Origin of the sequence: Bradyrhizobium sp. (genome assembly GCF_035570375.1) — a bacterium.
Taxonomy (GTDB): domain Bacteria; phylum Pseudomonadota; class Alphaproteobacteria; order Rhizobiales; family Xanthobacteraceae; genus Bradyrhizobium.
Genome location: NZ_DATMLW010000040.1, coordinates 1 through 25,279, shown reverse-complemented (window position 1 = coordinate 25,279; position 25,279 = coordinate 1). Strand labels below are relative to the sequence as shown.

Below are 25,279 nucleotides of genomic sequence, written 5' to 3'. Positions count from 1 at the left end.
TCCCCCAAAATGGTCCATGCTGCGCTTCTCCTTCTGATGCTTGAGGCCGTAACCAAGGACCTCGTTTCACCATCAGCCTGAAGCGCAGCACCCAAAATCTTCAGCTATCCACAAGCTGGGCCGGCCGATTACCCCATCTTTTGGAGAGAAGCGGACATCAAGATGGTAGCCAACACCGGCTGGTTTGGTCCCGAACGACCCAAATCGGACCTTCCTCCACGCCGCGCTGTCGATGCGGAGCTTATCGCACTGAAAGCAGCCAAGCAGAGAATGCACGAATGATCTTATGGCAACTTTTTGGGCCTGAATGTCCTCCCGAATTGCCGCTTGATTAAAAATCAAGATTTCAAGTTATGAGTAACGGCGGTTCTAGAAAGGGCGCAGGAGCGACTGGCAGACTTGGCTGATCCGTGCCGGCCGTGGTTGGGCAAGAGCGCACCGGGCGCCGAGCAGGGTCTGCCAAAGCTGCAGGAGTTGACACGGAGTCTGTTGGAGCGGTCCCGGACATTTAGGAATAAAAAAAGCCAAAAAAACCAAAGTGGCGGTCCTCAAGCCCCGCCGTCAGCTCTCTCGTCCGTTCATGAATGTTTGATTTTAATCAAAGGAAATTCAATCAAAGGACGCCCCCGATTGTGCCAAGGGCTTCAGGACGCGCTTGACGGTCGCAGCATGCCATTGTCCCCCGGCCGGGGTCGCGACACCTTGCGCGTTCGGCTCCGCAGCCATCTTCCGGTGGGACATGCCAGTTAGGGCATAATCGCGTTGCTTTTGAGCCTGACGGCACTCGGGCTCTCAGCCTGCCAAAGCGAGCGCCTGAAGGAATCGTCATCCGTCGGTGCCGGATATCGGCACCTGCTTGAAGTTGAAGCGCAAGCCTGAGAAAGCGCGGGACAACCGGATCAGGCCGCGATCATGCGCGAGACCGCGGTCGCGGCGTACGGCTTGCCGCACTGCCGTTGGTCGGTGTGACGAAGCTCTGCGTGCTCCCGCAGTTCGTGCATTCGTAGACGTGATGCACGAATCCTGGCTTTTCTTCCTCAACGCAGGAAAATCTCATTTTCCCGGCGGGCACGCCACCACGGAGAAGGTGACGGGGCTTAGGGGTGCGCCACCGCGGGAGCGGATAGCGCGGAACCCACATTGCCAGATTCCACGGCGGTGCTCGCAGTTCTTCCTCTCAATCGCCGCCAGCATGTCACACAACATTCCGTCAATCGTTTCGACGGGCTGCGCGAAAAGGCGGCGCCAGGGCGGCCAGAAGGGGCGCTGGTGCGCGAAAAGCACGGGCCCCGCTCGTGTGCAGCCGCCGCGGCAGCGCATGGCAGAGCCCGTGCCGACCCGATGGCGAAGCCTTGCGGTGCCAAGGGGTCTGGTGACAGCTTACGCTTTGGCCACGAAATGTCGAACGCATCGCCAACGCGAGCAGGCATTGTCGGCGTGGTGCTGTGTCAAGGCCCTCTGTCGTGCGACGGCCGGATGAGCATTAGGATGGCGGCACCAACGAAGAACAGCGCTCCGATAATCACACTTTCACGGGCACTGACGGGCAGGGCATGGAATAGCAAACCGCCGATCTCGCCGGGCAGGAGCCAGCAGACAGCGCCGGCGAGCGCAAAAACGATGGCTAGAATCTTCATCGCCATAGCTGCACCACGTCTTTATGTCCCACGCCGCCTGAAGCAGTCCTCCGAAAAAGGAAGCTGCAGTTAAACTCACCAGTCCGCCTTGGGGAACCTTCTCGCCCGATCTTTGATTGTCTCTCGGGTCTTTGGCGCGACACCTAAGTTTAGCCTGCCTCGGGCCATCCACCCGCGAGCGCCCCTGCTGGGGGTCGGGCTCCGGCGGGGGTGTTTTGCAACGTCATTTTGGCTTAGTCCGCGGCGCCAGCTTCACCCGTTGGCCTCGCTTCATGCGCCTGCGTCGACCGCGAAAGGGCTTCGGAATCCCGGAGCCAACCGCGAGATCATGCTGATGTCGACGGCGTAGCTTTTTGCGATCTCGGCCAAGGTCTCACCGGCGGTGCGGCGTTTTAGTGCTTCCTGCCGCTGGTACTCTGAGAGCTTAGGCTTGCGCCCGAACTTGACGCCCTTTGCCATGGCTCGCTTGCGGCCGTCACCGGTGCGTTCGCGGATCAAGTCACGCTCAAACTCGGCAATGGCTGCCAACAGCGTTGAGAGAAGCCGCCCTTGCGATGAAGACGTATCCCAGAGAGGATCCCCGAGAGACCGGAACGCCGCGCCGGCAATGCCGATGGCCTCGATCAGGTCGAGCAATTCCCGCGTCGAGCGGCCGAGCCGGTCAAGCTTCGTCACCAGCACGATGTCGCCTTCCTTCAGGGATGCCATGAGCTTCGCCAACTGCGGCCGATCGGCACGGGCGCCGCTGATCTTCTCGCGGTAGATGGTCTCGGCGCCGGCCGCCTTTAGCGCCTCGAGCTGGCCGGTCAAATGCTGGTCCTGGGTGCTGACGCGGGCATATCCAATGAGGGCCATTTGCGCGCACTTTCACAAGTAAGTTTCGCAAAGTGTGACACGTTGATTTTCCATGTCCAGCGTTTTCTTGCGAAACTCCTAAGTTTCACAAATTGTGCGGGACGATCCGGCGAACCAAAAATAGCCCGGCGCTTGAGAACACCGGGCTAGTCGACATTGCGGAACTTGGGCAGCGCGGAAAGGTTCGGCGCGCCCAGCCGCCACCGCGATGGGGTCAAGGAGGCGGCCATGACAAGTTTATCACCGCCATGTGACAGTTGGACGACGGACGCGACGGCCGGCGGTTCCGCGTGGCGCGCGGAGGGCGGCATAACAAAAGGCCCGGCGCGAACACCGGGCCAGTCCAACCAACGGTATCGAGACCGGCTGCGGGCGCAGTCGGTCCCGCGATCACAACTCCGGGCAAGCAAGGAACGTTCCACCGGTGATAGTGGGGCAGGCCGCCGGCGCCGGACGGGCTGGGCGTAGTAGGGGAAAGTCGCCGTTCGGGCCGAGGCCTGCCCCATAAGCAAACCCCGCGGGAACTCTTTGTATTCCGAGAGCAGCAAAAAGGCCCGGCACGCTTGGCTCGCGCCGGGCCCAAGTCAGGGAGGAAAACCGCCCAGCCTTAGGGGGCCCAAGGCCAGGCATCAGAATCCAAGCAAGCAGCGTGCCGCAGCCCTGATCCGCGAGGCCGGTTGTCCCTTGCAAATATCGCGCCGTTTATCGTGCAAATTCAACAACTTAGAGCAATTCTAGCGCGCGTATTCATGCACTTGCATGGATTCCGCAATGGGGTCGGGCGAGGTGTTGCGCGAACGAGGGCGAAATCGGCCACCTGGCAGCGCCTTTTTAAATAGAGAGGGGCGCGCGTATTACGGTCGTTGCGGGCGGAAGGGCGATTTGGGTGACGCGGCCGTTTCTAGTTTGCTCCGTCAACCGATCCAGCCGGCCCGATCAAGAATACGCACCGGCATCCCCGGCAGCGCCTTGCAAATGTTCGACGGCGTCCGAAAGATGATCCATTGCGCGTTCTAGGTCATCCGCCGCGTTAATCGAAATTTGACCCAATGGCGGCGATCTACCCTCGAACGCGCTTTCTTCCTTGATCCAAAGATCGTGAACTTGCCGTTGAGCCGATTCCAACGTCCGGATTAGCTCGTGGATACGTTCTCTCCTAGCCTGATCCATTCCTGCCCCCTAATCGCCAGAAGCGCTCACTTAGGTGGGGCCGTCAAATTGGAGGGTTCGCCAACATGCCCTTCGAAATAATCCTTGTAAGCGCCAAAGAAGAACTGTGACTGACGTTTAGCCACACACTTGAACTGGTCCGTCTGCTTCTTTTCCAATACTTCAGACATCGCTCGCTCGGCTACCGTCATTTGGTTGAAATCGTGCGCGACGCGGTGCGTCTTTACACCCGACCATGGATCAGGACTTGCTGTTGGGCGCCAAACATTTGCTAAAATCGGCCAAGACGCGAGCGCGGGCGTTACGGGGAAGAGGCAAATTGGGGGTATTTTTTAAGTGAGGCGCGCGTCCGTGAGGGGCGCCCGCGGGGGTCGAATTCCGGTTCTGTTCCGCGAAGATGCCCATGGGGGGTTTTGATGAGCGAGATGAGCATCTTCGAATATATCAATAACTTAGCACCTACTCTGATGAGCATCTTCTAAGGCGCTCATGAGCATCTTCGAAGGTGCTCACCACACCCTCCGCTAAGTCCTTGATTTTCGCGAAGGCGTTCATCTCGCTCACCCGTACCTAAAACTCGCGTTCTTCCTCTTCTGTTGGGAGCCTGATGGCCCATCCGCCGCCCAGGACGCCCTTTTCCTTTACTGATTTGATCTTGAGCTTCTTCTTCGCGCGCCGAAGCGTTGCCACGGTAATTCCCGCGGCCTTGGCCGATTCATCGATCTCGGTGGAGGGTTTTGCTCCCATGCAAAGCTCGGTGCGGAGGAAATCCGTGGCTTCGTCCAGTTCTTCACTGGAACGTTTGTTGCCACCCCCGGATTCGGCCTGCATCGCCTCGGTGGCTGTGATCTCGACGTGATCCTGGCCCCAAATCAGATACGGCGCCCATATCTCCTTGTCGTCCTCTTCATCTTTTCCAACAAGCTTTGAGCCCGTCGTGTAACGGAGGGCTTTCTTGTCTGTGGCAAGATTGTTCTTTGCCTTGACGAATAGGCGGTGCCCCTCATTCTCGGTATCATCCACGACGACGTAAACATGCCGCGCGGCCGCGACATAGGCCAGGCTGTCGGCAATGCGAAGCATGGCGTTGGTGATATCTGCCTTTTTGTTGAAGTGCATGATGCCAAGGATGAAGACGCGCAACTCGGACGCCATGTCCGTCAGCGGACACAGGAAGCTGCGAATGTCTGACGTTGAAGCCTGGTTTATCTTGCCGTGTCCCTGATAGGCCGACATCGGGTCGATAACTACCATTATGACATCGCCGATCTCTTCAATCTTCGTCTTAAGCGCAGCGAGGTCGGTCACCATGTTGAACATGCGCGGGTTGCCGCTATCGTCCATCATCTGGACAATATCGACCTTGTCGAGATTCGCCCCGGCCGCCATCAGGCGAGGGACAACAGTGTCGTTGTAATCATCCTCCGCCGTGAAATAGAGAACACTACCATGCGGCGTATTCCCTTCCTCGCATGGCAGCGGATGACCGCTGGTGATGCAGGCAATCAGGTCGCAGGTGATGAGACCCTTACCCTTGTCGGGCATGCCGCCGATCAACCCGAGCTTGCCGAGCGCAAACCGATCCGGCCACATCCAACGAATGGCCTTTGGCTTGATTGCTGACGCCTTCTTCGTGATGAGAACGGTCACGCCGTTGGTTTTTTGCGCGCCTTTCTTCACCTGTTCGAACTTTTCGCCAGGCACTGTTGCACGGATATTCATGCCGCGTCCTCCTTGGCTTCGGAGGGCGGCAGATCTCGGCCGTCACGATCAGCAATCAGATTGAGAAAATCATTCCAGTCCCCGCATTGATCCGGTGGGGACCGCAGATAAACTTTTCGCCCGATACTGGTGTGGATATCTGCAGCGCGTCTTGCGCCCGTCCGCCCTGGCTCATCATTGTCGACGAAGATATGAACTTCCTCGACCTCGGTCGGCAGCTCGACGCTGTGCAGCCGAGTGGAACCGAGAGATGCCCAGACCGTCCCTCCCGTCATTTGCATCGCGGACAGTGCGGTTTCGACGCCCTCAGCGAGGCCCATGATCCTGGCCGGTGCTCCCAATCGAACGGCGCCGGTGCCGAGGTTGCCGGTCGTCAGTCGCTTGGGCGACGCTTTCTCACCATCGGGTGTGAGCCACGTCTGCTGGATCGCAATGATCTTGCCGTCCGGTGCCTGAACCCCGACGACCATGGACTTACGGTCAAGCCTGCAGCGAAGCATCGATGGCCGCAGATAAATGCCGCGGCGGTTCAGGTATTCATCAACGAAGGTTTCGTGAGCCTCGACCGTCGCCTGCCATATGGCCAAGGCGCCAACGTCAGCGCTTGGCTCAGCAAAGCGGTGAACGGACGGCGTGAACCGAGGCAATGGGGTCGATTGCCTCGAGTCGGCTAGTCCACGTCGTTTCAGTTCGCCGAGAACGTCGGCGAAGTCGCAGCCGGCGAAACAACGAAGCAGCAACCGTCCATCATCGCCGTCAGCAACTGAGAGCGATGGGAAACGATCTCCTCGACCTTTGCCATGGTTCGGACACGGGCAGCGAACGAGCCAGCCGTCCCCGTTGCGGCGCCCCTTCAGGGCAATTCCAATCTGTTTGGCGTTCGTCATGGCCGCGCCTCCCATGAGGCGGCGATCGGCGTGTTGCTCCAAATTGGCAAAGAAGATGATTGCCCGCGCGAAGGCGGACGATTATATGTTATCCCCATGGATGGCCGCCTCTTACCCGGCCGTTCTACTCAAGCCCCGCAGCGTGCCAGCGCTGGCGGGGTTTTCGTTCTGGGACTGCGATGCAGCCCCGGTGATTGCCGGGAACGAAAATCAGGGCGATCAATGACTTGTCGTTAACAGCTCCTTAAATCGCCAATTCTAGATTCGAACGGGCGAGGTATGCCCGGTGGTCCAATTCCGGATCTGACATTTGCGTTTCACGAGCCTGCGGGAAGGCGGGTAGCGAATGTCACATCCACACCACTGGCGTCCGGCCGGCTCGGATCTTTGAACTGAAAGACTTAACCCGAATGGCGCGAACGCCCGCCGCTGGATTTTGGTCGCGATTGCGCGCTTCTCCGCGGCCGCTTGCGCGTAGTCGAGGGCTGACTGCACGGCTCGCGGCGCTGGCCAGTGTCGTTGTTGTTGTCTTTGCAGGCGCGGCCCGCGCCGAGCCGGTGAAGGGTGAGGCCAGTTTCTCCGCCGGCGGCGGCTTTGCCCGGCTGGTTCTCAAGTTTTCCGAGGATGTCACATCCGAGGTGACGCCCGCCGGATCGATCATCGTGATCCGGTTCGAGCGTCCAGTGGACCTGTCGGTCGACAGGCTTTCCACTGCAGTTCCCGACTTTGTCGGGGCGGCGCGGCGCGATCCGGACGGCACGGCGATCCGGCTGTCTTTGACGCGCAGGGTGAGCATCAACACCATGACCGCCGGCGAGCGGTTGTTCGTCGATTTCCTGCCGGAATCCTGGAAAGGTCCGCCGCCTGCGCTTCCGCAGGATGTCGTTCGTGAGCTGGCCGAACGCGCAAGGGTCGCCGAGCGCGAACTGCGTCAGCAGCGGGCCTTGTCGGAGGCGAAGAAGCATCCGCCCGTCAATGTCCACGCTTCGGTTCAGCCGACTTTCGTGCGCTTCGTATTTGAAATGCCGGAGGGCGTCGGCATCTCTTCGGTGCTGAACGAGCAGAAACTCAGGCTGCTGTTCAGCAAGGTGCTGGTATTCGATCTCGCGGATGCCAAAGTGGCCGCACCGCCAAATGTCGCCTCGATCAGCCAGAAAAGCGACAGCGAAACCTCGACGGTGGAAATCGCGCTCGTGGGCGACGTCGATGTGCATTCCTTCCGCGACGACAAGAACTATGTCGTCGACGTCGCGTTCCAGCAGGCCGAAAAGGCGCCCGGGCTGCCGTCGGTATCGGACGCCTTGCGCGCTTCAATCAAGGCTGCCGAGACGCGAGCCGCCCCGATGCCCGCGACCGCTATGCCGGCCATGCCACCGGCCGTTTCCGAAAAGGCTCCCGCGATAGCCGAAGTGCCAGAGCCGCCGAGCGAGGTCGTACCGCCGGCGCCGGAGATGCCAGTCCCGAAAGCCGGCTCCGAATCGAATTCGACCCCGTCGCCGAAAATGCCGGCAGCGGCGGAAGCGCAAATGCCCGCGCCCGTGCAAGTTCCCGCCGCCGCGACCGAGGCTTCGTCGAAAACGGCGCCTGCCGCGCCCGCACCGCCTGCGGAAGCGAAGTCCGGCAATTCCACCGTCAGCGCCGGCCGCGACAGCGACGGGTTGCATCTGACGTTTTCATTTCCCTCCGCAACGCCGGCGGCCCTGTTCCGCCGCGCAGATACGCTGTGGCTGCTGTTTGATTCGACCAGGCCGATCAGTGTCGAGCCGATCCGCTCCCAGGTCGGGGCCGTTATCGCCGATGTCGGTGTCCAGCCGCTGGAGAAGGGGCAAGCGATCCGCATCCGTCTCAATCGGCCGCAATTGCCGGCGCTTGCCGGCGAGGATGTGGCGGGCGGCATGAACTGGACACTGACCTTCGCCGATGTGGTCGGGACGCCGACGCAGCCGCTCGCGGCGATCCGAAATATCGCCGAACCTTCGCTCGCAAGTGTGACCGTGCCGCTGCCCAGGGCCGGCCAGCTTCACCGCTTCGTCGATCCCGATGCCGGCGACACGCTGCTGGTCGTCACCGCGATGCCTCCGGCTCACGGTCTCATCAAGCGGCAGGATTTTGTCGAACTGTCGCTGCTGGAGTCGATCCACGGGGTTGCGATTCATCCGAACTCGGATGAGGTCACCGCCGACGTTGCATCCGACAAGATCATTCTGGGCAAGCCCGGAGGGCTCACGCTGTCGCCGGCCGACACCGGCGCCGAGCGTGCGCCGACCGCGGTGCGGCCGATTTTCGACCTTGGCGAGTGGCGCAGGAACCAGGACGGAAGCTTCATCGAGCGCGAGAACGCGCTGATCGAGGCCGCGGGCATCGCCGCGCCCGAGCAGCGCACCCGCGCCCGCATCGACCTCGCGCGCTTTTATATGTCGCGCGCAATGTTCTCCGAAGCTGCCGGCGTTCTCGAACTTGCGCTCGCCGACGCCAAGCCCGGCTCGGAAGACACCGCTGCCGTGATCGTGCACGCGGTCGCCAGCATCCTGATGGGACGTCCCGAGCGGGGGCTGAAGGACCTCGTCAATCCTGCGATCGGAACCAACTACGATTCCCAGCTCTGGAAAGCCATGGCGAGCGCGAGGTTGGGAAAATGGCCGGACGCGCGCGAGAAGTTCAAGAGCATCGAATTCGCCATCAGCTCGCTTCCGATCGATCTGCAGCGCATCGTGCTCGTCGACGCGATGCGCGCTTCGCTCGAGGTCAGGGATTATTCGAGCGCCGCCAAGCGGGCGAGCGAGCTCGAGGTCATTGGTTCGTCGGCTGAATGGAAACCCGCGATTTCGGTGTTGCGCGGCAGGCTTGCCGAAGGGCTCGGGCATGACAAGGATGCGCTCGATGAGTACAAGGGCGTAATCGAGTCCAACGATCGCGCCGCTGCGACGGAGGCCAAGCTGCTCGAAATCGCGCTGAAGCAACGGCGCGAGGAGATCAGCCAGGCCGACGCCCTGCGCGAGCTTGAGACCCTTGCGGTGACGTGGAGGGGCGATGGGCTCGAGGTGCAGACGCTGGAAATGCTGGCGCGCATCTACGCCGACACCGGACGCTACGCCGAATCATTCGCTGCGGTTCGGATCGCAAACCGCCTTTCGCCCAATTCGGAAATCTCGCGCCAGGGCCAGGACGCGGCCTCTGCGCTGTTTGCCCAGCTGTTCCTGGGCCAGAAGGGCGACGACCTGCCGCCGATCGACGCGCTCGGAATGTTCTACGATTATCGCGACCTGACGCCGATCGGGAGGCGCGGCGACGAGATGATCCGTCGCCTGGCCGACCGGCTTGTCGCGGTCGATCTGCTCGACCAGGCGAGCGAATTGCTCCAGTACCAGATCGACAAGCGGCTGGAAGGGGCAGCGCGCGCGCAGGTGGCGGCACGCCTGGCGATGGTCTACCTCACCAATCGCAAGCCGGATCGCGCGATTGCGGCCCTTCGCTCGACGCGCATTGCCGATCTCTCCGGCGAATTGCGCCAGCAACGGCTGCTGCTGGAGGCGCGGGCGCAAAGCGATATCGGGCGTCACGATCTTGCGCTCGACATTGTCTCCAATCTGAGCGGTCGCGAGACGATCCGCCTGCGTTCCGACATCTATTGGGCGGCGCGGCAATGGCGCGAGTCCGCCGAGCAGATCGAACTGTATTATGGCGATCGCTGGCGCGATTTCCGCCCCCTCAATCCGGTGGAGAAGAGCGACATGATCCGCGCGGTCGTGGGCTATGCGCTGGCCGAGGACAGCATCGGCCTGGCGCGCTTCCGCGAAAAATACGGACCCCTGATGAGCAGCGAGGCCGACCGGATGGCGTTGGAGACCGCGAGCAAGCCGGTCGGCGCTCCAGGCGGCGACCTCGCCCAGATCGCCAGGATGGCGGCCAGCGTCGATACGCTCGACGGCTTCCTGCGTGAAATGAGGACGCGCTTCCCGGACACCACCGCGCGCGTTACCCCGCCCGGAACCGCGAAAGCCGATCCATTTCCGACCGGCTCCTTGCCCGCCATCGTCGGTGTGAAGCATGCGGGCGTGGCGAAGTAGCTAGCTACATTGTGTGGTGACCCCCTCGACAGATCGTCGCCGAAGCGTCAATTTGCGCCTGCCAGCACGCAAGAGGGGAAGCCACCGTCATGAGCAAGCCCACCAAAACCGAAGCCGAACTCGTCGCGATGGCAAGGGCTGAGCTCAAGGTTCACGCCGACGGTCCGGATGGGATCGGGATTTTCGTTGTCACCACCGACGACGGCTGGGAATTTCGCACCGAGGCCGATGAAGAGACCAGGGCGAGGCCCGGTTATGGCGAATCCGTCGCGATGATCGTCCAGATCGGCGACCACCTCAGCAAGCAATATGATGTGGCGGGGTGAGGCGCGGCGCCGTCGTCCGATAACCGCGGCCCAGAGCGGGCTCACCTCAAATCAGCCAACCGCGGCGCGGAAGATGCGCATGTAATTGCCGCCGGCAATCTTGCCGGCCTCTTCGGGTGAGAGACCGCCGCGCAGCATCGCTGCCACCAGCTGCACCCATTGCGCATAATCCTGCACCGCGCCCGGATTGGTCTGCTGATCGGTGCCGACGCAAACGTGATCGATCCCGACAACGTCGATCATTTCCTTCAGGCCATCGACATATTTTTCAAGACTGCCGAAGAAGTGCCAGATGCCGATGGCGCCGCCAGTTTCGGCGATCGCGCGGGCGTGGTCCGGGCTGATTTGCCTCGCGACCAGCGGCGTTGCGCCCATCGCGCGGGATCCGGACAGCGCGGTGTGCGACAATAATAGGGGCCTGGTCGCAACCTTGGCCGCCTGCTTGACCATTTCCTCGGTCGCATGCGCGACGTCACAGACAAGTCCGAGCCGGTGACAGGCGCGAATGACTTCCGCGCCGTAGGAAGTCAGCCCATGATGGGTGACGATGCCGGTCTGGAAGTCGCCGATGTCGTTGGGAGTATAGTGCACGAGCTGGACGTGCCTGACGCCGCGCTGATGCGCCTGTTCCAGTCGCTCGAGTTTTCCTTCAAGAAAATCCAGTCCTTCGACGTCGCCCACGATCGCCGGCTGTCTGGCCGCATGCGCCGCTTCGAGATCGGCGGCCGAAAGCGCCCGCCGCAGGCCGTGATGCGCCACCATCTCATCCACCCAGGCAAGACGCTCCAAGTGATACCGATAGAGCTGGCCCGGTTCCGGCGTCCGCAACGCGGTCAGTACTCCGGCCGCGTTCCTGCCAAGAACGGGAGCATCCGGCACATCGGCGAGACATGCCACCGCCAATGATCCGGCCCGCATGCCCGTGGCGAGACCGTCATTGGGTGGGACCTGCGATGTAATTCCGCTCGTCCCGCCATGGGTGTGAACGTCGACGGAGATGGATTTGCGCAAGATCTCGAGCGCGGCATTGGCGGTCTCGGCCGTTTGTGCAGCAGCGGTCGAGCCGCGTGGTTCAGCGCCGCCGGCAAGCAGTGCTGCAAGCGAGGTCAGCGCCGAACGCCACATCCATTGGCGTCGCGTGAAGGTGTGGCAATGACTGCAGCAATCCATGTCGCGTTTCCCTCGAAAGCGGCCCGGCGCGCCGTCGGGGGCGGCTAGAGCATGATCCGGAAAAGTGGAAACCGGTTTTCCGAAAAGATCATGCTCAAAACAAAGAGATGAGATCATGATGCGATTCCACTTAATCGCATCATGATCCAGCGCGCGACCAATTGAATCCCAGGGCGAGATCCGGTTCAAGCCTCGGTTGCGCGTACTTCATATGCGCCCACTTTGATTGAGGCTTGCCGATTGCCCGCCAACGCCTCGTAGACGGCCTGGAGAGGTGAATGCCGCGCTCTCAGCCTCCGTAGCTTTGCACGAGACTTCCGGCTACCAGCGACCAGCCGTCGACCAGCACGAAAAAGATCAGCTTGAACGGCAGCGACACCACCACCGGCGGCAGCATCATCATGCCCATCGACATCAAGACCGAGGCGACCACGAGGTCGATGATCAGGAACGGCAGGAACAGGAGGAAGCCGATCTCGAAGGCGCGCTTCAATTCGGAGATCATGAAGGCGGGCATCAGGATCCGCAGCGACATCTCTTCCGGCGTCGCAGGTGGTGGCTCGCCCGACATGTCCATGAAGAGCTTCACGTCCTTTTCGCGCACGTTCTTCTGCATGAAGCCGCGCAGCGGCACGGCGGCACGTTGCAGCGCGTCCTCGACGCTGACCTGGTTGGCGACCAGCGGTTTGATGCCGTCGTCGTAGGATTTCTGCAGCACCGGCGCCATCACGAACGCGGTCAGAAACATGGCAAGCGCGATGATGACGGAGTTCGGCGGCGCGGTCGCGGTGCCGAGCGCCGTGCGCAACAGCGATAGCACCACCACGATGCGGGTGAACGACGTCATCATGATCAGGATCGAGGGCGCGATCGACAGCACCGTCAACAGCGCGATCAGCTGGATCGCGCGCTCGGTCACGCCGCCATTGCCCTGGCCGAGATTGATGCTGATGTCCTGCGCGAGCGCAGGGGCCGCCAGTGTTCCGGCGGTAATCAGGGCGAGGAGAAATAAAACTCTACGCGGGGAGGCGGCCAGCCTCACGAAGGGTTCTTTGGACGTCCGAGCAGGGACGCCATCTCGTCTTCAAGATTGTCGAATCCGCTCTTTGTCGGCGGCGGAGCCGGTGGTGGTGTCGGCGGCTCATTGCGCGCGGCCGGGGGCGGCTCGGGCGCGACGGGCGGTGCGACCGTGTCACCGGCCGGCCGGCGAAGCGCGGCTTCCAGACGTTGCGCCATCTCTGCGAGGTTTTGATCCGCTGCCGACAGCGGAGGGGATTGTGCCGGCGGCGGTGGCGGCGGTGGCGGTGGGGCGGCGCGCTCTGAGCGCGGGGTTGGCTTGGAACCATCATTCATGCGCGGCGGGCGCGGGATCAACGGCTCGCCGCGCGACATTCGTGGCATCCCTTCGGGGCGAGGCTCGCCACGGCCGCCGAGCGGCTCGGGCGCAAATCCCGCCAGCGGATCGCCGCGATCGAGGCGGCGTTCGGACGCCGGACGGCGTATTTCGTCGGCAAATGGCGGCCGTGCCGGGCGGGGCGGCGGCTCCGGCATTTGCGGTTCGGTATGATCGAAGCCGTCGCCGCGCTGGGAATCGCCATCGCCCCAGCCTGCAGCCTCGGGGACGGGCGCTGGGCGCATCTGCGGCTCGGGGCCGGCGAGGCCCGGCCGTGGCGGCATTTGGTCCCGACCGGGCATGGCACGCACGATGTTCGGCTCCACGACGATGTCGGTCGGGCCGCCGATCATCAGGAGATGTTCGATGTTGTCGCGACGTACCAGGACAAGCCGCCGGCGTCCGTCCACGGCGGCGGCATCGATCACCGCCAGACGGGGCATTCGGCTGCGATTGGTGTTGGCACCGAGCCGATTGCCCGCGAATCGCCGTACCAGCCAGGCCGCGACGCCGATCAGCGCCAGGACCGCCACAAACGCCAAGAAGAATGTAAGTGCCTGCATGCTGCGTCCCCGGCAAATCGCGTGTTCTGTGGGCCTCTATTGGTCGAACGCGGGTCGAAAGCGATCCGCCGAACGGCAAGAGAAGCCTCGAAGTCTGGCCCGAATTGTTAATCCCTCACGGCAGAAACTGCCGTCCCGATCACTTAATAACCTATGAATCGGCTGGGCCAAAATGACTTCTGGTGGTCCCGATATCGATGAATTTGTTGGTTAACGCAGCATTCGTGGCGAAAATGCGCTCGGAGCGAGTCCTGACAGCCAAATTCGTCTTCAGGACCGAAAGCCGGCCCGAGGGGGCTTTTTAACCGGCTGATTAGTGCCCACGAAAAATGCCGTTGAGATGATTCGAGAATTCGCTGCCAAATTGGCTAACCAACGCGGGTTAGCCAATCGGTGTTCACTTTCTGCCCCGGCTGATGGCGTCCTTGGCGAGTTGCCGTTGATCCGCTGCTGCCGTGTAGCGTGCGACTTCTTGCGGACTTTTATGGCCTGACCATGAGGCTATCTGCTTCTCGGTCGCGCCACTCTCGGCAAGCCTTCTCAGGCAGGCTTTGCGCAAGCCATGAGGCAGACACCTGGGAGGCAATCCCGCAGCCTCGACGGCGTGACACATCATCCGTTGCAGGCCCGCGCGTGTGATGGGCCTGCCATCCCCGCGCGCGATCAGGGTCAAGCCATTGGCTGGGTATGCGCGGAGGGCGCGTTCCAATTCAGGAGCCACCGGCAGATAGAGTTCAACGCCGGTTTTTTGCTGGATGACGTGCAACTCGCCGTTAACGATATCGGAGCGCTTCATCTTGACCACATCGCCGCCACGCTGGGCGGTGCGCAACAGGAGTTCAAAGGCCAAGCGCTGGCGGGTGCCCATTGGCCATCGTTGTTCGAATTGCTGTAGCTCGCCTTCGGTCCAACAATGGAACGAGCCGACCTTATGGCGGTCTATGCCGATGAACGGGTTGGCGTCCACGTATCCCGCCTTGATGCCGTATTGCATCACCCGTTTCAGGACCGAGCGGGTGAGGTTCGCCATCGCCGGTTTGGTAGCGCCAATGTCCTCAATCAGTGTGCTGGCAGTCTTGTGGTCGAGCTTGCGGGCATCCCGGTGCCCATGTTTGGCCGCCAATGGTTCAAGCACACATTTATAAGTATGCCGGGACGATTGCTTCAGGTTGAGAAAGGGCCGGGAGCCGTAGAATTCATTTATCAAAGCGCCGAAGCTGCCGGGAAGGGCGCTTCCTAAATGTCTGGCCGGACAGGCATGGGTATCGACCCCAAGAAATTTCTGATAGGCGGCCATGAACTCGGCTGATCCCGGTATACCCGGAAGCGGGCCTTTGACATTCCTATGGCGGAAATAGCGGCGCACCTTGCCGTGACGATCCACATATTCGTGGATGTATTGCAGTCTGAGTTTTGCCATTAGATGTCCTCCCATCCGACTAATGCCGTGGCTGCGGCATGTTTGGAAGGTTCTCCGGTTTCGATCTCAATGCTGCCATCGGGGTAAACCCGGACGGCGCGTACCTTTAGCCCCGTGGCCTCTACGGCTTTAACGGCACGACGGATTTGGGCTTGAGTGAACCGAATTGTCCTCGTCATTTATCATTTCAGGTTCCACCGAATTAGAAGCCGCCGAAGCTTGCTGGCCTTCTGGCGTGCTTACTTCCTTGAGGAAGCCCCGCTCAACAAGCTGAGCAAAGAATTGCTCAAGGAGGCCGAATTGGTTTTCAGCCACTAAGGATTTCTCTAGCCTTTCAACCGCTTCGGCGTTCGCTGAAATGCCCTTTTTCTTAGCGGCCTTCTCGATTTCGCGCCGTAATCCTTCGCGAATTCGAAGCTTGAATTGGACAAATTCTGTAGATTTTCTAGGCATTTAATCAGCCTCCTTCCTGCCGTTGATGGCGGCGGGCAAGGTACCACAATTGCGACCTGTCGCCATTCACGATTGCGTGAGGTACCGAATGTAGTCCTTGCGGATTTGGAGTGGTCGGCGCATGTTTTGGATGCAGGTACCAAAACTAGTTCCGCAATATGACGGGCGAAATCTCCCTTCTTCGCGGTGTCTCTTTGAGACCCGGAGGGGAGAACAGGCGGAGAATCGAATGACACATGAAGATGGAGACGACGCCAAGCTTGCGGCGAAGATCGTCAAGGCCATCAAGGAATACGATGCGGCGACCGTAACCCGGAATGAGAAGGCGGTCGCCGCAGGCAAGTTGCTGGCCGAAGCTCAGAAGCGGCATCCGACCGAAAAGGCTTTCGGTGAGTTCCTCAAGCAGGCGGGCGGCATTCAAATCCGCCGCGCCAAGGATTTGATTGGCATCGCCCTGGGGCGCAAGGACTTCGAGCAGCACCAGATCGACAACGCCGCGGCGCAGCAGCGGCACCGCGACAAGCTCAAGGCCGAGAAAATCGAGAGGGAGAAGGAAAAGGCTGCGCTGCCAAAGCCCGACCCCAAGCCAGAACCCAAAGGCAAAGGGAAGCCGGAACCGAAGCCGGAACCGAAACCGGAGCCGGACCCGGCATTACGTAATGCCGGAAGCGAAACCAACCTTCGAGAGTTTCTGGATGCCTGCGACTTTTTTTTGCCGAAGTTGGACGAAGCTGATCTGAAGAAGGCCATCGTCTATTTCAACGGGGGCGCGTGGAGGCCAAAGCCCAATAAGGAGGTGGCGTGATGGTCAACCGCAATTCGATCATCGAGAAGGTCAAAGCCCTGCTCGCCAAGACGACGGAGAACGGCTGCACCGAAGAGGAAGAGTTGGCAGCGCTCGCCAAGGTCCGAGCCTGGATCGACGCCCATGAGATCACGGACGACGAGTTGCAGCTAAGTCAGGAGGAAAAAGCGATCCTTCACGACGAGAGCGAAGCGGACGCTCGCGACCCCCATAAGATCAAATGGCAGCTGGCCAATGCCGTTGAACGATACTGCAACGCGCGAATCTATCGTGACCGCTCCAAGGCCGGCCTTACCTTCGCTGGTTTAAAGTCGGACATTGAGTTTGCGAGATGGCTGCTCGATCATCTCGCCGATTTCGTCCACGAGGCTCTGTTCGAGTTTCTGCTCGATTGTTTGGCGCCTGAGGGGAACGAACGGAAACAAGAGATTCGCGGTTTTGTCATCGGATGCACCGAGCGCATCAGCGCTCGCATGACCGAGATGTGCGACCAATCAAAGACCGAGCGCACCACAAACGGCAAAGCGTTGGTCGTCATCAAGGACCAAGCCATCGAAGATTTGCTGAAGGCCGAAGGCATATGTCTTGGATCAGCCCGTGCCAGCCGTGCCGCCTTCAGTCAGAGAGCGCGAGTTGCCGGTCGAAGTGCTGGCGATAGGGCAAATTTCGGCAAGCCCGTATCGGGCGCCCATGCGGTGCTGCGGCTTGGCAAGAATTGAGCCGCCTTCTAGGAAGCACTGAACCGGCTTCCGCTCCAGCCAGTCTGGCGCGATACACTCGGGAAGTCCGCCATGAAATGGAAACTGCATTTCACGTCTAACCATAGCTTGCCCGCACGTCCGCGGTGGCAGGACTACAATTCCGAAGTCGCCGCCTTGAGCGCCGCCTGCGATATGATGAAGGCGTCTCATACAACCGTTCTTTACGTCGAGGGACCCGACCACAAGCGGATTGAACCGGAAGCTATCAAGCGCTGGTGCGACGCCAGCCAAAGACCGGATGAGAGTTAAGGCGAACGGTCCCAGCCGCAACGCCCCAGGGCGAACTGTTACCTTTCGGACAGACAGCTTGGAGCCAACCTGTTTTGCTGTCTGCTCTCCCCGAGAGCCAGCCCGCTTGAAGGGGGGAAGTGGCTTCGGTTCGTCACAGCGCCGGGGCCACTTTCATTTGTAATCCAATAAGCGCCTCCTATCTTGGGCGCATGTTTAATTCTTTTGAGTTCTGCCTTCCCAATCTCGTTGCGCTTCGAACTTGGTTCCAAATCCGCGTCACGCCGCCGCGCCCATGCCGGATTTGTGAACGCCATGCTGCGCCCTTGACGCAATCCCCAAACTCGCTCATTTGGCTGGCGGATGAGGCGTTTCATTAACAAAGGTTTAACAGTCGCTCGCCCAGCGCCACAGGTGCCAGGGAATGTCGCGGAATAGCTACATCCCACACAAAACATATGATTTTTTCGCGATCGCGGAAATCTAGCACAACTATTGCATTGCCTCATGAAGTCGGTCGCGTGTCCAATAAGGCCATGTGCAGATGCTGATTCGCGGGCCGGGTACAGGCAACGCTCCGACGACGTGGATCATCCTCAAGCGCAAAAACAGCGCGACCCTCACCGTGTTTGAGACGGGAGGGCCGCAACGAAGCGTCACCACTTGGCAATGAGGACTATTCGCAAATGAAAGATTGCTACCAGTTTCCGAGTCCGTCAACGACGGAATTACAACACGGTTCAGAAATCGAACCTGCCGATCCGGCGTCAAGACACCGCTTCTTGGACCTTTTACTCAAGGTGGAGAGTTGGTTCGTTCGCCTTCACCTGCAAATCGCCTACAAGTCGAGCCGCTGATACAGCAGCCCGTATGGTGCCCGCGCTGCGGGCATCATCGTTCTCTATTGGCCGGTTAGACAGAGGCGTTCGCGTAAGGCGTGAGAAGGCCTGCTGGCCTCCCGCTTGCTCCGAGAAGTTGTGGCATTTCCTTCCACCCCATTGATCTCGCCCATCAGTTGCGCTTGGATCTCCTCGTTGGGGGTGGGCATATGCACAAAATTATTGGTACGACGATTTTCGGGACGCTCCTGCTTGCGCTCATCGCGGCGTCCGCGCGAGCGGAAACCGTGGACGTGAAATATCGCGGCATAGTCGATCTCAAGCCCTTCGTTTGCACCGATATAACCCGAAGCAGCTTCATTCAACGGGTCTGCTACGATAAGGCTCAAAGCTATATGCTGATCGACCTCCGAGGTACCTACTACCATTATTGCGAACTGCCTGCTGCGATCCTTGAGGCGTTCATGGCAGCGCCTTCGATGGGCCAGTTCTTCAATCAAAATATTAAGGGTTCCGGCTCGGATGGTCCCTATGACTGCCGGACACATCGTATCCCGACATATTAGAGCAAAGCGGTCTTGGGGAGTGGGTGAAATGAGAACGGTAATAGCTATTGTTTTGTCGCTGTCCGCTGCCATTTCGGGCGCTCGTGCAGGAGCGGGCCATATAGTCGGACACGGAGCTTATTCGTGCGGGGAATGGACGGCCGATCATCGGAAAGAAGACGTAGCCTCATTAGCCGACGACGTGTGGCTCGCTGGCTACTTGTCGGCTTACAGCGTCTATGGCGACGATAACGGAATCGCCCTACCAGACTCTAAAGGAAGAGTGGCGTGGGTGAGCAACTATTGCCGTAATCACCCGCTGGACCATATTCATGAGGCGGGCGACCAGTTGATCCTCGAACTCAAGCGGCGGGCTTCGCGACGCTAATTTCTCCCTTGCTAAAATGAACTAAAGGCAGCGGGCGGCCTTTTAATTGTCGCGGGAAGCATCCGGCGATGAGCCGGGTGATGGATGCGTTTGCCTGACCGCCTGCAAGGATCACACTTTTTAGGGAAAATGTTCAACGAGCAAGGGAGTTACCCGAATGTACGCCAATATTCTCTTGAGCACGGATGGATCGGATGTCGCGAGAAAAGGCGTTAAGCACGGGATAGAGCTCGCAAAGGCCTTGAATGCTAAAGTGACAGTCATTGCCGTAACGGAACCGCTTCCGGTCGACTATGGGTCCGGACACGCCTCGGGATGGATTCCCACGCAGGAAGAGGTTGATAGCTTTAACGCAGGCCGCAAGGCATCTGCGGGCATGGTGCTCGATGAAGCTCGAGCTATGGCGGAGCAGATCGGGATATCTGCAGAACTCGTGCATATTCCGGACGCGCACCCGGCCACCGCGATTATCGAAACAGCAAAGTCCAGAGGCTGCGACTTGATCGTCATGGGCTCTCATGGGCGTCGCGGCCTCAGGAAGCTTTTCTTGGGGAGTCAGACATCGGAGGTCCTAGCGGACGGAAGCGTGCCGGTGTTGGTAGTGCACTAAACGTGAGGAGCACGGGTAATGGATCAAGCGGCGTGATCGGCCGTATCAGGCTGGCCGCTCGAAGCACTGGATCAAGGTGAAGAACCGGGAGCATCCGGCGATGGATCGAGTATTGAAAGGTAGTTGATGTTCTCGGAGTTCTTCACCTGGCTGAACCAACAGCCCCAGGGAACGGCAAGTTTTTTAGGGACGTTAGCCGGGTCGACCCTCGGCTTTATCGCGCTCTTGCTTGGCGCGATGTTCAACGCCCACCTAAACCGAAAACGAGATGATCGGTTGCGCGATCAAAACCGGACCTCACTTGCGACCGCACTCTACGCGGAGCTGAAGCAATTCCGGGACGATTGGATCGCCGACATTGAAATACTGAAACAGCCGGGTTCTGGTCTGGCGTCGGTGCTTATTCGCACTCCCAAGGCGCGCCTATTTCCGGAACTGGTGACGGAGATCGGGCTTCTTCCGCCTGACGCAATTCGCGCAGTGTCCAATGCATACGGGGTCATTGACCAGTGGGAGCACGATTTGCTGCTTCTAGATCATGCCTACAAGAAAGCAGACGGCGTAGAGGTGCAGAGTAGGCACGCGGGCTTCCTGGTGAAATACCACACGATAAAAGCACAGGCGATTGAAGACGCTCTGAACCACCTGGCTCCGCTTATGAAGTAAAGCGACGAGCCGACCCGCGGGGTTGCCGCTGACTCCAGCCGTGACCGCCCATGCGTTTGATCTCCTGCGGGGTACTTTGACCTACTCGGATAAAGCCTCGCCAGCGGGCTTCCCTGAGTCGGGGGGGGGCTATCCTGAAAGCCGATTTTTTGTTTTTGCAATTTTTGGTTTTGCGTTTTGGTTTTTGGTTTTTCGATTTTGGGTTTTGCTATGTAAATGTCGTTGGACAAGGAAATTTTATACCGGGCGCGGGCATTTCATTAGCGGCCCCCCGCCCGAAAGGTTCACCTCCTTATTTGAAATTGCGCCAGCGTTATTCTTCGCCTGCGTTCGCCTGTGTAATGCCGTGAGCTTTGCTCTACGGCATTGTGATCGAGCCGAGCTTGCATTCCTCGTTGTAAGAACAACGGCCCCCGGCCCAAGCCCCTAAGTCTCGCTTATTTCGCAGGCAGGCGCGATGCACCAATCGGTTGCCTGCATCACATGACCTTTCATACCAGCCACATCGGCGGGGTGAGTTCTTACGAACCCCGCCGAGTGTGGCGACGTATGTAACGGCATTCGACCGGGGTTCGGTTCATCAACCCAAACCCGGAGAATGCAAATGGCTGTTCGTAAGAACGAAACCTCGAAGGCACCCGAAGCTGCCAAGGCGGATATCAGCAAAGCTGCGTCGCCAGTCCCGAGCTTCAACCCGAATGATCCTGCCTTTCAGGCCATCCTTGCCCAAGCTGTGCAGGCAAGGCTGGCTCTCATGCAGGCTGAGAAGCCTGCCAAGCTGTCTGTGGCTGGCAAGACCGAAAAGCAGATCAAATCCGAGATGGCCTGCGTTCGAGCTTTCAAGCGAGCTGGCTTTGGTGTCGTCGTTCCTCACATCGACACCAAGACCTTCGCTAAATGGGCCGCTGAGGGTTTCAGGCCAAAGGAAGGCACCAAGGCTGTCAAAGTGGGAGCGTTTCGACTCTTTCATCGGAGCCAACTGCGCAAGCTAACCGCTGCGGAGAAGGAGAAGCTGGTTGCCGATCAAAAGGCGGCGATTGACCGCCATGTGGCGGCTGAGAAGGCGAAGGTGGTCCCGCTTAACCCGTAAGCCACAGTCATCATAGGGCCGTCCGCTGGGCGGCCCTTTTTTGCCTATACGACAAACCCCACCGACAGGCCCCGCCGCAAACCCCTGTAAACAAAGGGCCGGGGGCATATCCTAAACGACATACAAAAAACACCTGATTGCCGTATGTACTACGGCCCAAAGTAGGGAGCATCCGCCATGACGAATAAGATTAAACGGGCCGCGCTTTACGTCAGAGTCAGCACTGATGGCCAGACCGTGGAGAACCAAACCCGAGAGCTTGGCTTGATCGCGCAGAGGCGTGGCTGGCAGGTTGTCGAGACTTATTCGGATGCTGGTATCAGTGGCGCGAAGGGCAGGGACAAGCGCCCTGGCCTTGACCGAATGCTGAAGGCAGCTTGCCGCCGTGAATTCGATATCGTGATGGCTTGGTCGATTGATCGGCTAGGGCGGTCTCTGATCGACCTCTTGCATACGGTCCAGAACCTCGAAGCCTATGGCGTTGACCTGTACCTTGATCAGCAGTCCATCGACACCACGACGCCAGCAGGCAAGCTAATGTTTCAGATCACCGGAGCTTTTGCCGAGTTTGAGCGAAGCATGATCCAGCAACGAGTCAGACTTGGCCTCAAGCGGGCGCTGGCTCAGGGCAAGCGGCTTGGCAGGCCAGCCGTCGCCAGCGACCTAGAACGCAAAGCGCAAAGCCACCTGCGTAAGGGCACCGGCATTCTAAGAACTGCCAAGCTGGTGGGGCTTGGCACCGGGACCGTGCATCGCATCAAGCGGGAAATGGAAGCTGGATGAAAATAACGCGCTGGAGATCGCTCCGATGCGCTAGTTAGGGAGAGGGGCCGTACATCCGGGCCCTTGGGGGCAAATATACCAAAACTAGCGGCTGAAACGAAAATTCGAAAAGCAAACCGACCGGCACAAGGACAAAACCCCTCTTTTTGACCCCTTTGGCCAAAACAGCCCTCTTGCACCATGACAAACCATAGCCAACCATAGCCACCCGATGAAAGTTATGCTTGGGCCGCAGCGGTTTCTCGAGCATGTCCGCTTTCGAGAGTAAAGCAGACGAAGGCTTGGCTAGCCCGCGAGGTCAGCTTTTGACCCAACTGAGACATTGATTCATCTTCATGCAGACACGCCGCGGGCGCGCGTGCGTATTGGGCGCGCCGCGCGGAAGCTGAAAGGCGGCGGCAGCGAGATGCGAGATTGGCCGCGCAATAGTGACATCTGACGATCAGGCCTCCGCCATCTTTTTCAGCACCGCGCTGAAGCGAACGCTGCGCTTGCCGACCAGCGCGGTCGCGGTAGCCACCGCGCCCCCTTCGCTGTAGGTACCGGAAAAGCCGATGCCGACCTCGTAGCCGCCGAACAGCAACGGTGCGCCCTCGCTCGGGGTGTGCTCGTGATTAATCAACTCGCCCTTCCATTTGCCGTTGGAGCTGGCGTAGGTGCCTTGATAGTCAAAATAGGCGTCGCCGCCGCGCATCGCCCCATCGAGCAGCAGCACAACGCCGGTGTTCCCGCCGTCGATGCCATCGAGCATCCGGATATGGATTGAATAAAGACCGTTCGCGATTCCCTGTCCGGGCGAAATGACCGGCGGCGCGGTCGCTTCACTAATGGGTGTCATCACCAAGCGGAATGCGATGCCGGGCAGTGCCGTCGTGCCGCCCTCGAAATGATATTGCTCGCCCTGCTGTCTGCCTCTGAGTGTCAGGGCGACTACGTCGGTCTTGAGCAAGGGCTGGTGCGCCGGATCGTCGTTGTGGCGCCGCGTCGATAACTCGGCGAAGACCTCGCCGCTGGATTCCCGGTAGGTGCCGATGAACGCGAAAGCCAAGTTGCCACCCATCATCTTGCCGTCATAGACATAGAGAACCCCACGGCGCGTCCCGTGCACCGTTTCCATGTAGACTTTGTAGAGCCCCTTCAGCATCGCCTAAGGCGCTCTGTCGTCCGACGGCCTGATGAACAATAGGATCGCGGCTCCAACGAAGAACAGCGCACCGATGATCGCACTTTCATGGGCACTCACGGGTAGGGTTTGAAATAGAAAAGCGCCCATGGTGCCGGGCCATAGCCAACTGATAGCACCGGCGACCCCAAAAGCGATGGCCAAGACGATCCTCATTGCCATAGCTGCGCCTCCGCACTACCACCTACCGTTAGGCTCGCGCGCGCTAATAAGGTTCAACAGCGGAAGCCGCGTTCGAGCTTCGGGCCGCCATCAAGCAGGGCCAAATCGCCGTCAGCGTCGCGGCGATGGCGGCGCGGCTGCCGTGGCGTCGGATGTGCCGATGGGAATGGCTATGGCGAGGCCGCAGAAGCGCGCTCGGTGAGTAGTTTCCACAGCACGCCTTGACCGAGACGGACGCCGACGAGGCGGTAGGTGAAATAGGGAATGAGGGTCAATAGCATAAGGACGCCGGTGGCGAGGACCTGTTGCAGCGTGCCGCCTCCAATTTCGCCCAAGACGTCTCTCAAGGCCCGTCCGTGAAAATAGCCGGCGATCATTTCCTCACCCACTGCAAGTACGCTGAGAAACAAAAAGAAAAGCACGGACTTTTTGACAATGTCGGCAAGCAAGATACGGGGGCTGCCCCATCGCTCGCCGACCTTGAGCGCGTGCAAAATCAGAACGAACTTTCCGAGAATGAGGGCCTTCACGGCCGCGATGCCAAAAGGCGCGAACTCGATTCCGTCACTGTGAAGGATCGCCGACTTGTAGAGCAGGAGTGCGCCATACCAGACGAACAGATAGGCCGAGATCATCAGGTATTCAAAAAATTCGTGCTGAAGCCGATGCAAGACAGCAGCACGTTTTGGTGCGACGTTCCGCTCGGTGCCTGCTGGCTCGAACCTCGACGAGGCCGAGGAACGGGTCGCGGTTTGGGGCGCGTGCGACAACCCGGGCACAGATTCGGCTTCCGTCCAGTCCGCCATTCCTTCGGTCCAGACCAAGGGCGACTGACCGCTTTGCCTGATGCGCCCGGCCAAATCTGCAAATGTTATCGGGCCTACCGTCTCGTCGTTCTCGATGAAGTACCAGTTGGCTTTCATGGATCGGCCATCCTTCGTCCGCCATTCTCCCCCCACGATAGATGCAGCTCCGGCCGGGTCAAATCTCCACAGTGGCTCGGCTTGAACACTGCACACTGACATACCGTTGCCTCACTCGCCTCGGGCGAGCTCCATCAATCGGCCGCCAATTGGGAGGGCAGATTTCGGTCAAGTACTCTATTCGCCGGGCCCGCAAGCCTCCTCCAAAAAAAGTCTTTCGACCATGTCGGTTCTGCTCGGGCTCAAACGACCATAGGGGTCATTAGTTCGCAGCCGCGGGCTGAGGCATCCATCCCAGGAGGACGAACGTGGCAACCGACCTCAAATATCTCGCTTATATGTCGATGCTGACTGCCGCACTTTGGATTCCGTATATCGTCTGCCAAGTGATGAACAACGGGCCACTGCAGCCGAAGAATTATCTCGACCCATCCTTGCCGCGACCTGTGCCTGCGTGGGGACAGCGCGCTCATCGGGCTTATTTGAATGCGATCGAGGTTTTTGCTCCCTTCGCGGCACTTGTAATCGCCGCACAACTGTCGGGGAAGGCAAACGCCATGACCGCCTTCTGGTCCGCGAGTTTCTTCTATTTGAGACTGGCACATGCCATCGTCTACTGGGCCGGGCTTCCAT

The 25,279-nt window shown here is 59.8% G+C and carries 24 protein-coding genes and 1 pseudogene; 13 read left to right on the top strand and 12 right to left on the bottom strand.

Annotation, left to right across the window (positions count from 1 at the left end):
• Nucleotides 1-609: 609 nt before the first annotated feature.
• The 5 genes and pseudogenes from VNX23_RS30965 to VNX23_RS04915 all read right to left on the bottom strand — a co-directional run.
• Nucleotides 610-744, bottom strand: a pseudogene (locus VNX23_RS30965) (hypothetical protein); the annotation flags it as partial.
• Between the two features lie 704 nt (nt 745-1,448).
• On the bottom strand, nt 1,449-1,643 hold the full coding sequence (locus tag VNX23_RS04930; protein ID WP_325628064.1) for a hypothetical protein: 195 nt from the start codon (nt 1,641-1,643) through the stop codon (nt 1,449-1,451).
• Nucleotides 1,644-1,907: 264 nt separating this feature from the next.
• On the bottom strand, nt 1,908-2,492 hold the full coding sequence (locus tag VNX23_RS04925; RefSeq protein WP_325628063.1) for a recombinase family protein: 585 nt from the start codon (nt 2,490-2,492) through the stop codon (nt 1,908-1,910).
• Between the two features lie 1,740 nt (nt 2,493-4,232).
• Nucleotides 4,233-5,384 (bottom strand): AAA family ATPase, encoded by a 1,152-nt coding sequence (locus tag VNX23_RS04920; protein ID WP_325628062.1) that lies wholly within the window; start codon nt 5,382-5,384, stop codon nt 4,233-4,235.
• Complete coding sequence (locus VNX23_RS04915) at nt 5,381-5,971, bottom strand: toprim domain-containing protein (protein WP_325628061.1); 591 nt, start codon at nt 5,969-5,971, stop codon at nt 5,381-5,383. The genes VNX23_RS04920 and VNX23_RS04915 overlap by 4 nt, the downstream gene beginning before the upstream one ends.
• A gap of 343 nt (nt 5,972-6,314) precedes the next feature.
• On the opposite strand from VNX23_RS04915, the gene VNX23_RS04910 reads away from it, so the two are divergent.
• From VNX23_RS04910 to VNX23_RS04900, 3 genes are all read left to right on the top strand, one after another.
• Nucleotides 6,315-6,497: a hypothetical protein gene (locus VNX23_RS04910; protein WP_325628060.1), complete on the top strand. Its 183-nt coding sequence runs from the start codon at nt 6,315-6,317 to the stop codon at nt 6,495-6,497.
• A 184-nt stretch (nt 6,498-6,681) separates the two neighbouring features.
• On the top strand, nt 6,682-10,338 hold the full coding sequence (locus tag VNX23_RS04905) for a tetratricopeptide repeat protein (RefSeq protein WP_325628059.1): 3,657 nt from the start codon (nt 6,682-6,684) through the stop codon (nt 10,336-10,338).
• A gap of 89 nt (nt 10,339-10,427) precedes the next feature.
• Nucleotides 10,428-10,664, top strand: coding sequence for a hypothetical protein (locus VNX23_RS04900; RefSeq protein WP_325628058.1), 237 nt, complete (start codon nt 10,428-10,430; stop codon nt 10,662-10,664).
• Nucleotides 10,665-10,715: 51 nt separating this feature from the next.
• Here VNX23_RS04900 and VNX23_RS04895 read toward each other — a convergent pair whose 3' ends face one another.
• The 5 genes from VNX23_RS04895 to VNX23_RS04875 all read right to left on the bottom strand — a co-directional run bounded on the left by VNX23_RS04895 (nt 10,716) and on the right by VNX23_RS04875 (nt 15,663).
• Nucleotides 10,716-11,834, bottom strand: a complete 1,119-nt coding sequence (locus VNX23_RS04895) for a dipeptidase (RefSeq protein ID WP_325628057.1) — start codon at nt 11,832-11,834, stop codon at nt 10,716-10,718.
• Nucleotides 11,835-12,123: 289 nt separating this feature from the next.
• A complete protein-coding gene (gene fliP / locus VNX23_RS04890; RefSeq protein ID WP_325628056.1) occupies nt 12,124-12,876 on the bottom strand; it encodes a flagellar type III secretion system pore protein FliP in 753 nt (250 codons plus the stop codon).
• Entirely contained in the window at nt 12,873-13,790 is a 918-nt protein-coding gene (locus tag VNX23_RS04885; RefSeq protein WP_325628055.1) for a flagellar biosynthetic protein FliO, read from the bottom strand. The genes fliP and VNX23_RS04885 overlap by 4 nt, the downstream gene beginning before the upstream one ends.
• A 397-nt stretch (nt 13,791-14,187) precedes the next feature.
• Nucleotides 14,188-15,210, bottom strand: coding sequence for a tyrosine-type recombinase/integrase (locus VNX23_RS04880; RefSeq protein WP_325628054.1), 1,023 nt, complete (start codon nt 15,208-15,210; stop codon nt 14,188-14,190).
• Nucleotides 15,211-15,339: 129 nt separating this feature from the next.
• Nucleotides 15,340-15,663, bottom strand: a complete 324-nt coding sequence (locus tag VNX23_RS04875; protein ID WP_325628053.1) for an Arc family DNA-binding protein — start codon at nt 15,661-15,663, stop codon at nt 15,340-15,342.
• A gap of 121 nt (nt 15,664-15,784) precedes the next feature.
• Here VNX23_RS04875 and VNX23_RS04870 point away from each other — a divergent pair, with 121 nt between their 5' ends.
• The 9 genes from VNX23_RS04870 (at nt 15,785) to VNX23_RS04830 (ending at nt 22,378) form a co-directional block, all read left to right on the top strand.
• A complete protein-coding gene (locus tag VNX23_RS04870) occupies nt 15,785-16,468 on the top strand; it encodes a hypothetical protein (protein WP_325628052.1) in 684 nt (227 codons plus the stop codon).
• Entirely contained in the window at nt 16,468-17,187 is a 720-nt protein-coding gene (locus VNX23_RS04865) for a DUF2786 domain-containing protein (RefSeq protein WP_325628051.1), read from the top strand. Before VNX23_RS04870 ends, VNX23_RS04865 begins: the two co-directional genes overlap by 1 nt.
• Nucleotides 17,188-17,259: 72 nt before the next feature.
• Nucleotides 17,260-17,478, top strand: a complete 219-nt coding sequence (locus VNX23_RS04860) for a hypothetical protein (RefSeq protein WP_325628050.1) — start codon at nt 17,260-17,262, stop codon at nt 17,476-17,478.
• A gap of 1,027 nt (nt 17,479-18,505) precedes the next feature.
• The gene (locus VNX23_RS04855; RefSeq protein ID WP_325628049.1) at nt 18,506-18,862 is read left to right on the top strand and encodes a KTSC domain-containing protein; all 357 of its coding nucleotides are present in this window, start codon (nt 18,506-18,508) and stop codon (nt 18,860-18,862) included.
• 28 nt (nt 18,863-18,890) lie between these two features.
• Nucleotides 18,891-19,229 carry a hypothetical protein gene (locus VNX23_RS04850; RefSeq protein ID WP_325628048.1) on the top strand — a complete coding sequence of 113 codons (339 nt, stop codon included), beginning with the start codon at nt 18,891-18,893 and terminating at the stop codon, nt 19,227-19,229.
• Nucleotides 19,230-19,386: 157 nt separating this feature from the next.
• Nucleotides 19,387-19,839: a universal stress protein gene (locus VNX23_RS04845; protein WP_325628047.1), complete on the top strand. Its 453-nt coding sequence runs from the start codon at nt 19,387-19,389 to the stop codon at nt 19,837-19,839.
• Nucleotides 19,840-19,965: 126 nt separating this feature from the next.
• Nucleotides 19,966-20,505: a hypothetical protein gene (locus VNX23_RS04840; RefSeq protein WP_325628046.1), complete on the top strand. Its 540-nt coding sequence runs from the start codon at nt 19,966-19,968 to the stop codon at nt 20,503-20,505.
• Between the two features lie 604 nt (nt 20,506-21,109).
• A complete protein-coding gene (locus VNX23_RS04835) occupies nt 21,110-21,595 on the top strand; it encodes a hypothetical protein (RefSeq protein WP_325628045.1) in 486 nt (161 codons plus the stop codon).
• A 177-nt stretch (nt 21,596-21,772) separates the two neighbouring features.
• Nucleotides 21,773-22,378 (top strand): recombinase family protein, encoded by a 606-nt coding sequence (locus VNX23_RS04830; protein WP_325628044.1) that lies wholly within the window; start codon nt 21,773-21,775, stop codon nt 22,376-22,378.
• A 442-nt stretch (nt 22,379-22,820) separates the two neighbouring features.
• On the opposite strand, the gene VNX23_RS04825 is transcribed toward VNX23_RS04830, so the two are convergent.
• Both VNX23_RS04825 and VNX23_RS04820 read right to left on the bottom strand, forming a co-directional pair.
• Complete coding sequence (locus VNX23_RS04825; RefSeq protein ID WP_325628043.1) at nt 22,821-23,522, bottom strand: GrlR family regulatory protein; 702 nt, start codon at nt 23,520-23,522, stop codon at nt 22,821-22,823.
• 371 nt (nt 23,523-23,893) lie between these two features.
• Complete coding sequence (locus VNX23_RS04820; RefSeq protein ID WP_325628042.1) at nt 23,894-24,646, bottom strand: DUF4339 domain-containing protein; 753 nt, start codon at nt 24,644-24,646, stop codon at nt 23,894-23,896.
• Between the two features lie 308 nt (nt 24,647-24,954).
• Between VNX23_RS04820 and VNX23_RS04815 the strand changes: the two genes are divergently transcribed.
• On the top strand, nt 24,955-25,279 hold a 325-nt coding region (locus VNX23_RS04815; RefSeq protein ID WP_325628041.1), incomplete at its 3' end, for an MAPEG family protein.

Excerpts from the sequence above, each read along its gene's own strand:
- VNX23_RS04930 (WP_325628064.1), bottom strand. The coding sequence starts at position 1,643 with ATGGCGATGAAGATTCTAGCCATCGTTTTTGCGCTCGCCGGCGCTGTC.
- VNX23_RS04925 (WP_325628063.1), bottom strand. The coding sequence starts at position 2,492 with ATGGCCCTCATTGGATATGCCCGCGTCAGCACCCAGGACCAGCATTTG.
- VNX23_RS04920 (WP_325628062.1), bottom strand. The coding sequence starts at position 5,384 with ATGAATATCCGTGCAACAGTGCCTGGCGAAAAGTTCGAACAGGTGAAG.
- VNX23_RS04905 (WP_325628059.1), top strand. The coding sequence starts at position 6,682 with ATGGCGCGAACGCCCGCCGCTGGATTTTGGTCGCGATTGCGCGCTTCT.
- VNX23_RS04900 (WP_325628058.1), top strand. The coding sequence starts at position 10,428 with ATGAGCAAGCCCACCAAAACCGAAGCCGAACTCGTCGCGATGGCAAGG.
- VNX23_RS04895 (WP_325628057.1), bottom strand. The coding sequence starts at position 11,834 with ATGGATTGCTGCAGTCATTGCCACACCTTCACGCGACGCCAATGGATG.
- VNX23_RS04885 (WP_325628055.1), bottom strand. The coding sequence starts at position 13,790 with ATGCAGGCACTTACATTCTTCTTGGCGTTTGTGGCGGTCCTGGCGCTG.
- VNX23_RS04880 (WP_325628054.1), bottom strand. The coding sequence starts at position 15,210 with ATGGCAAAACTCAGACTGCAATACATCCACGAATATGTGGATCGTCAC.
- VNX23_RS04875 (WP_325628053.1), bottom strand. The coding sequence starts at position 15,663 with ATGCCTAGAAAATCTACAGAATTTGTCCAATTCAAGCTTCGAATTCGC.
- VNX23_RS04870 (WP_325628052.1), top strand. The coding sequence starts at position 15,785 with ATGTTTTGGATGCAGGTACCAAAACTAGTTCCGCAATATGACGGGCGA.
- VNX23_RS04865 (WP_325628051.1), top strand. The coding sequence starts at position 16,468 with ATGGTCAACCGCAATTCGATCATCGAGAAGGTCAAAGCCCTGCTCGCC.
- VNX23_RS04860 (WP_325628050.1), top strand. The coding sequence starts at position 17,260 with ATGAAATGGAAACTGCATTTCACGTCTAACCATAGCTTGCCCGCACGT.
- VNX23_RS04855 (WP_325628049.1), top strand. The coding sequence starts at position 18,506 with ATGCACAAAATTATTGGTACGACGATTTTCGGGACGCTCCTGCTTGCG.
- VNX23_RS04850 (WP_325628048.1), top strand. The coding sequence starts at position 18,891 with ATGAGAACGGTAATAGCTATTGTTTTGTCGCTGTCCGCTGCCATTTCG.
- VNX23_RS04845 (WP_325628047.1), top strand. The coding sequence starts at position 19,387 with ATGTACGCCAATATTCTCTTGAGCACGGATGGATCGGATGTCGCGAGA.
- VNX23_RS04840 (WP_325628046.1), top strand. The coding sequence starts at position 19,966 with ATGTTCTCGGAGTTCTTCACCTGGCTGAACCAACAGCCCCAGGGAACG.
- VNX23_RS04835 (WP_325628045.1), top strand. The coding sequence starts at position 21,110 with ATGGCTGTTCGTAAGAACGAAACCTCGAAGGCACCCGAAGCTGCCAAG.
- VNX23_RS04830 (WP_325628044.1), top strand. The coding sequence starts at position 21,773 with ATGACGAATAAGATTAAACGGGCCGCGCTTTACGTCAGAGTCAGCACT.
- VNX23_RS04825 (WP_325628043.1), bottom strand. The coding sequence starts at position 23,522 with ATGCTGAAGGGGCTCTACAAAGTCTACATGGAAACGGTGCACGGGACG.
- VNX23_RS04820 (WP_325628042.1), bottom strand. The coding sequence starts at position 24,646 with ATGAAAGCCAACTGGTACTTCATCGAGAACGACGAGACGGTAGGCCCG.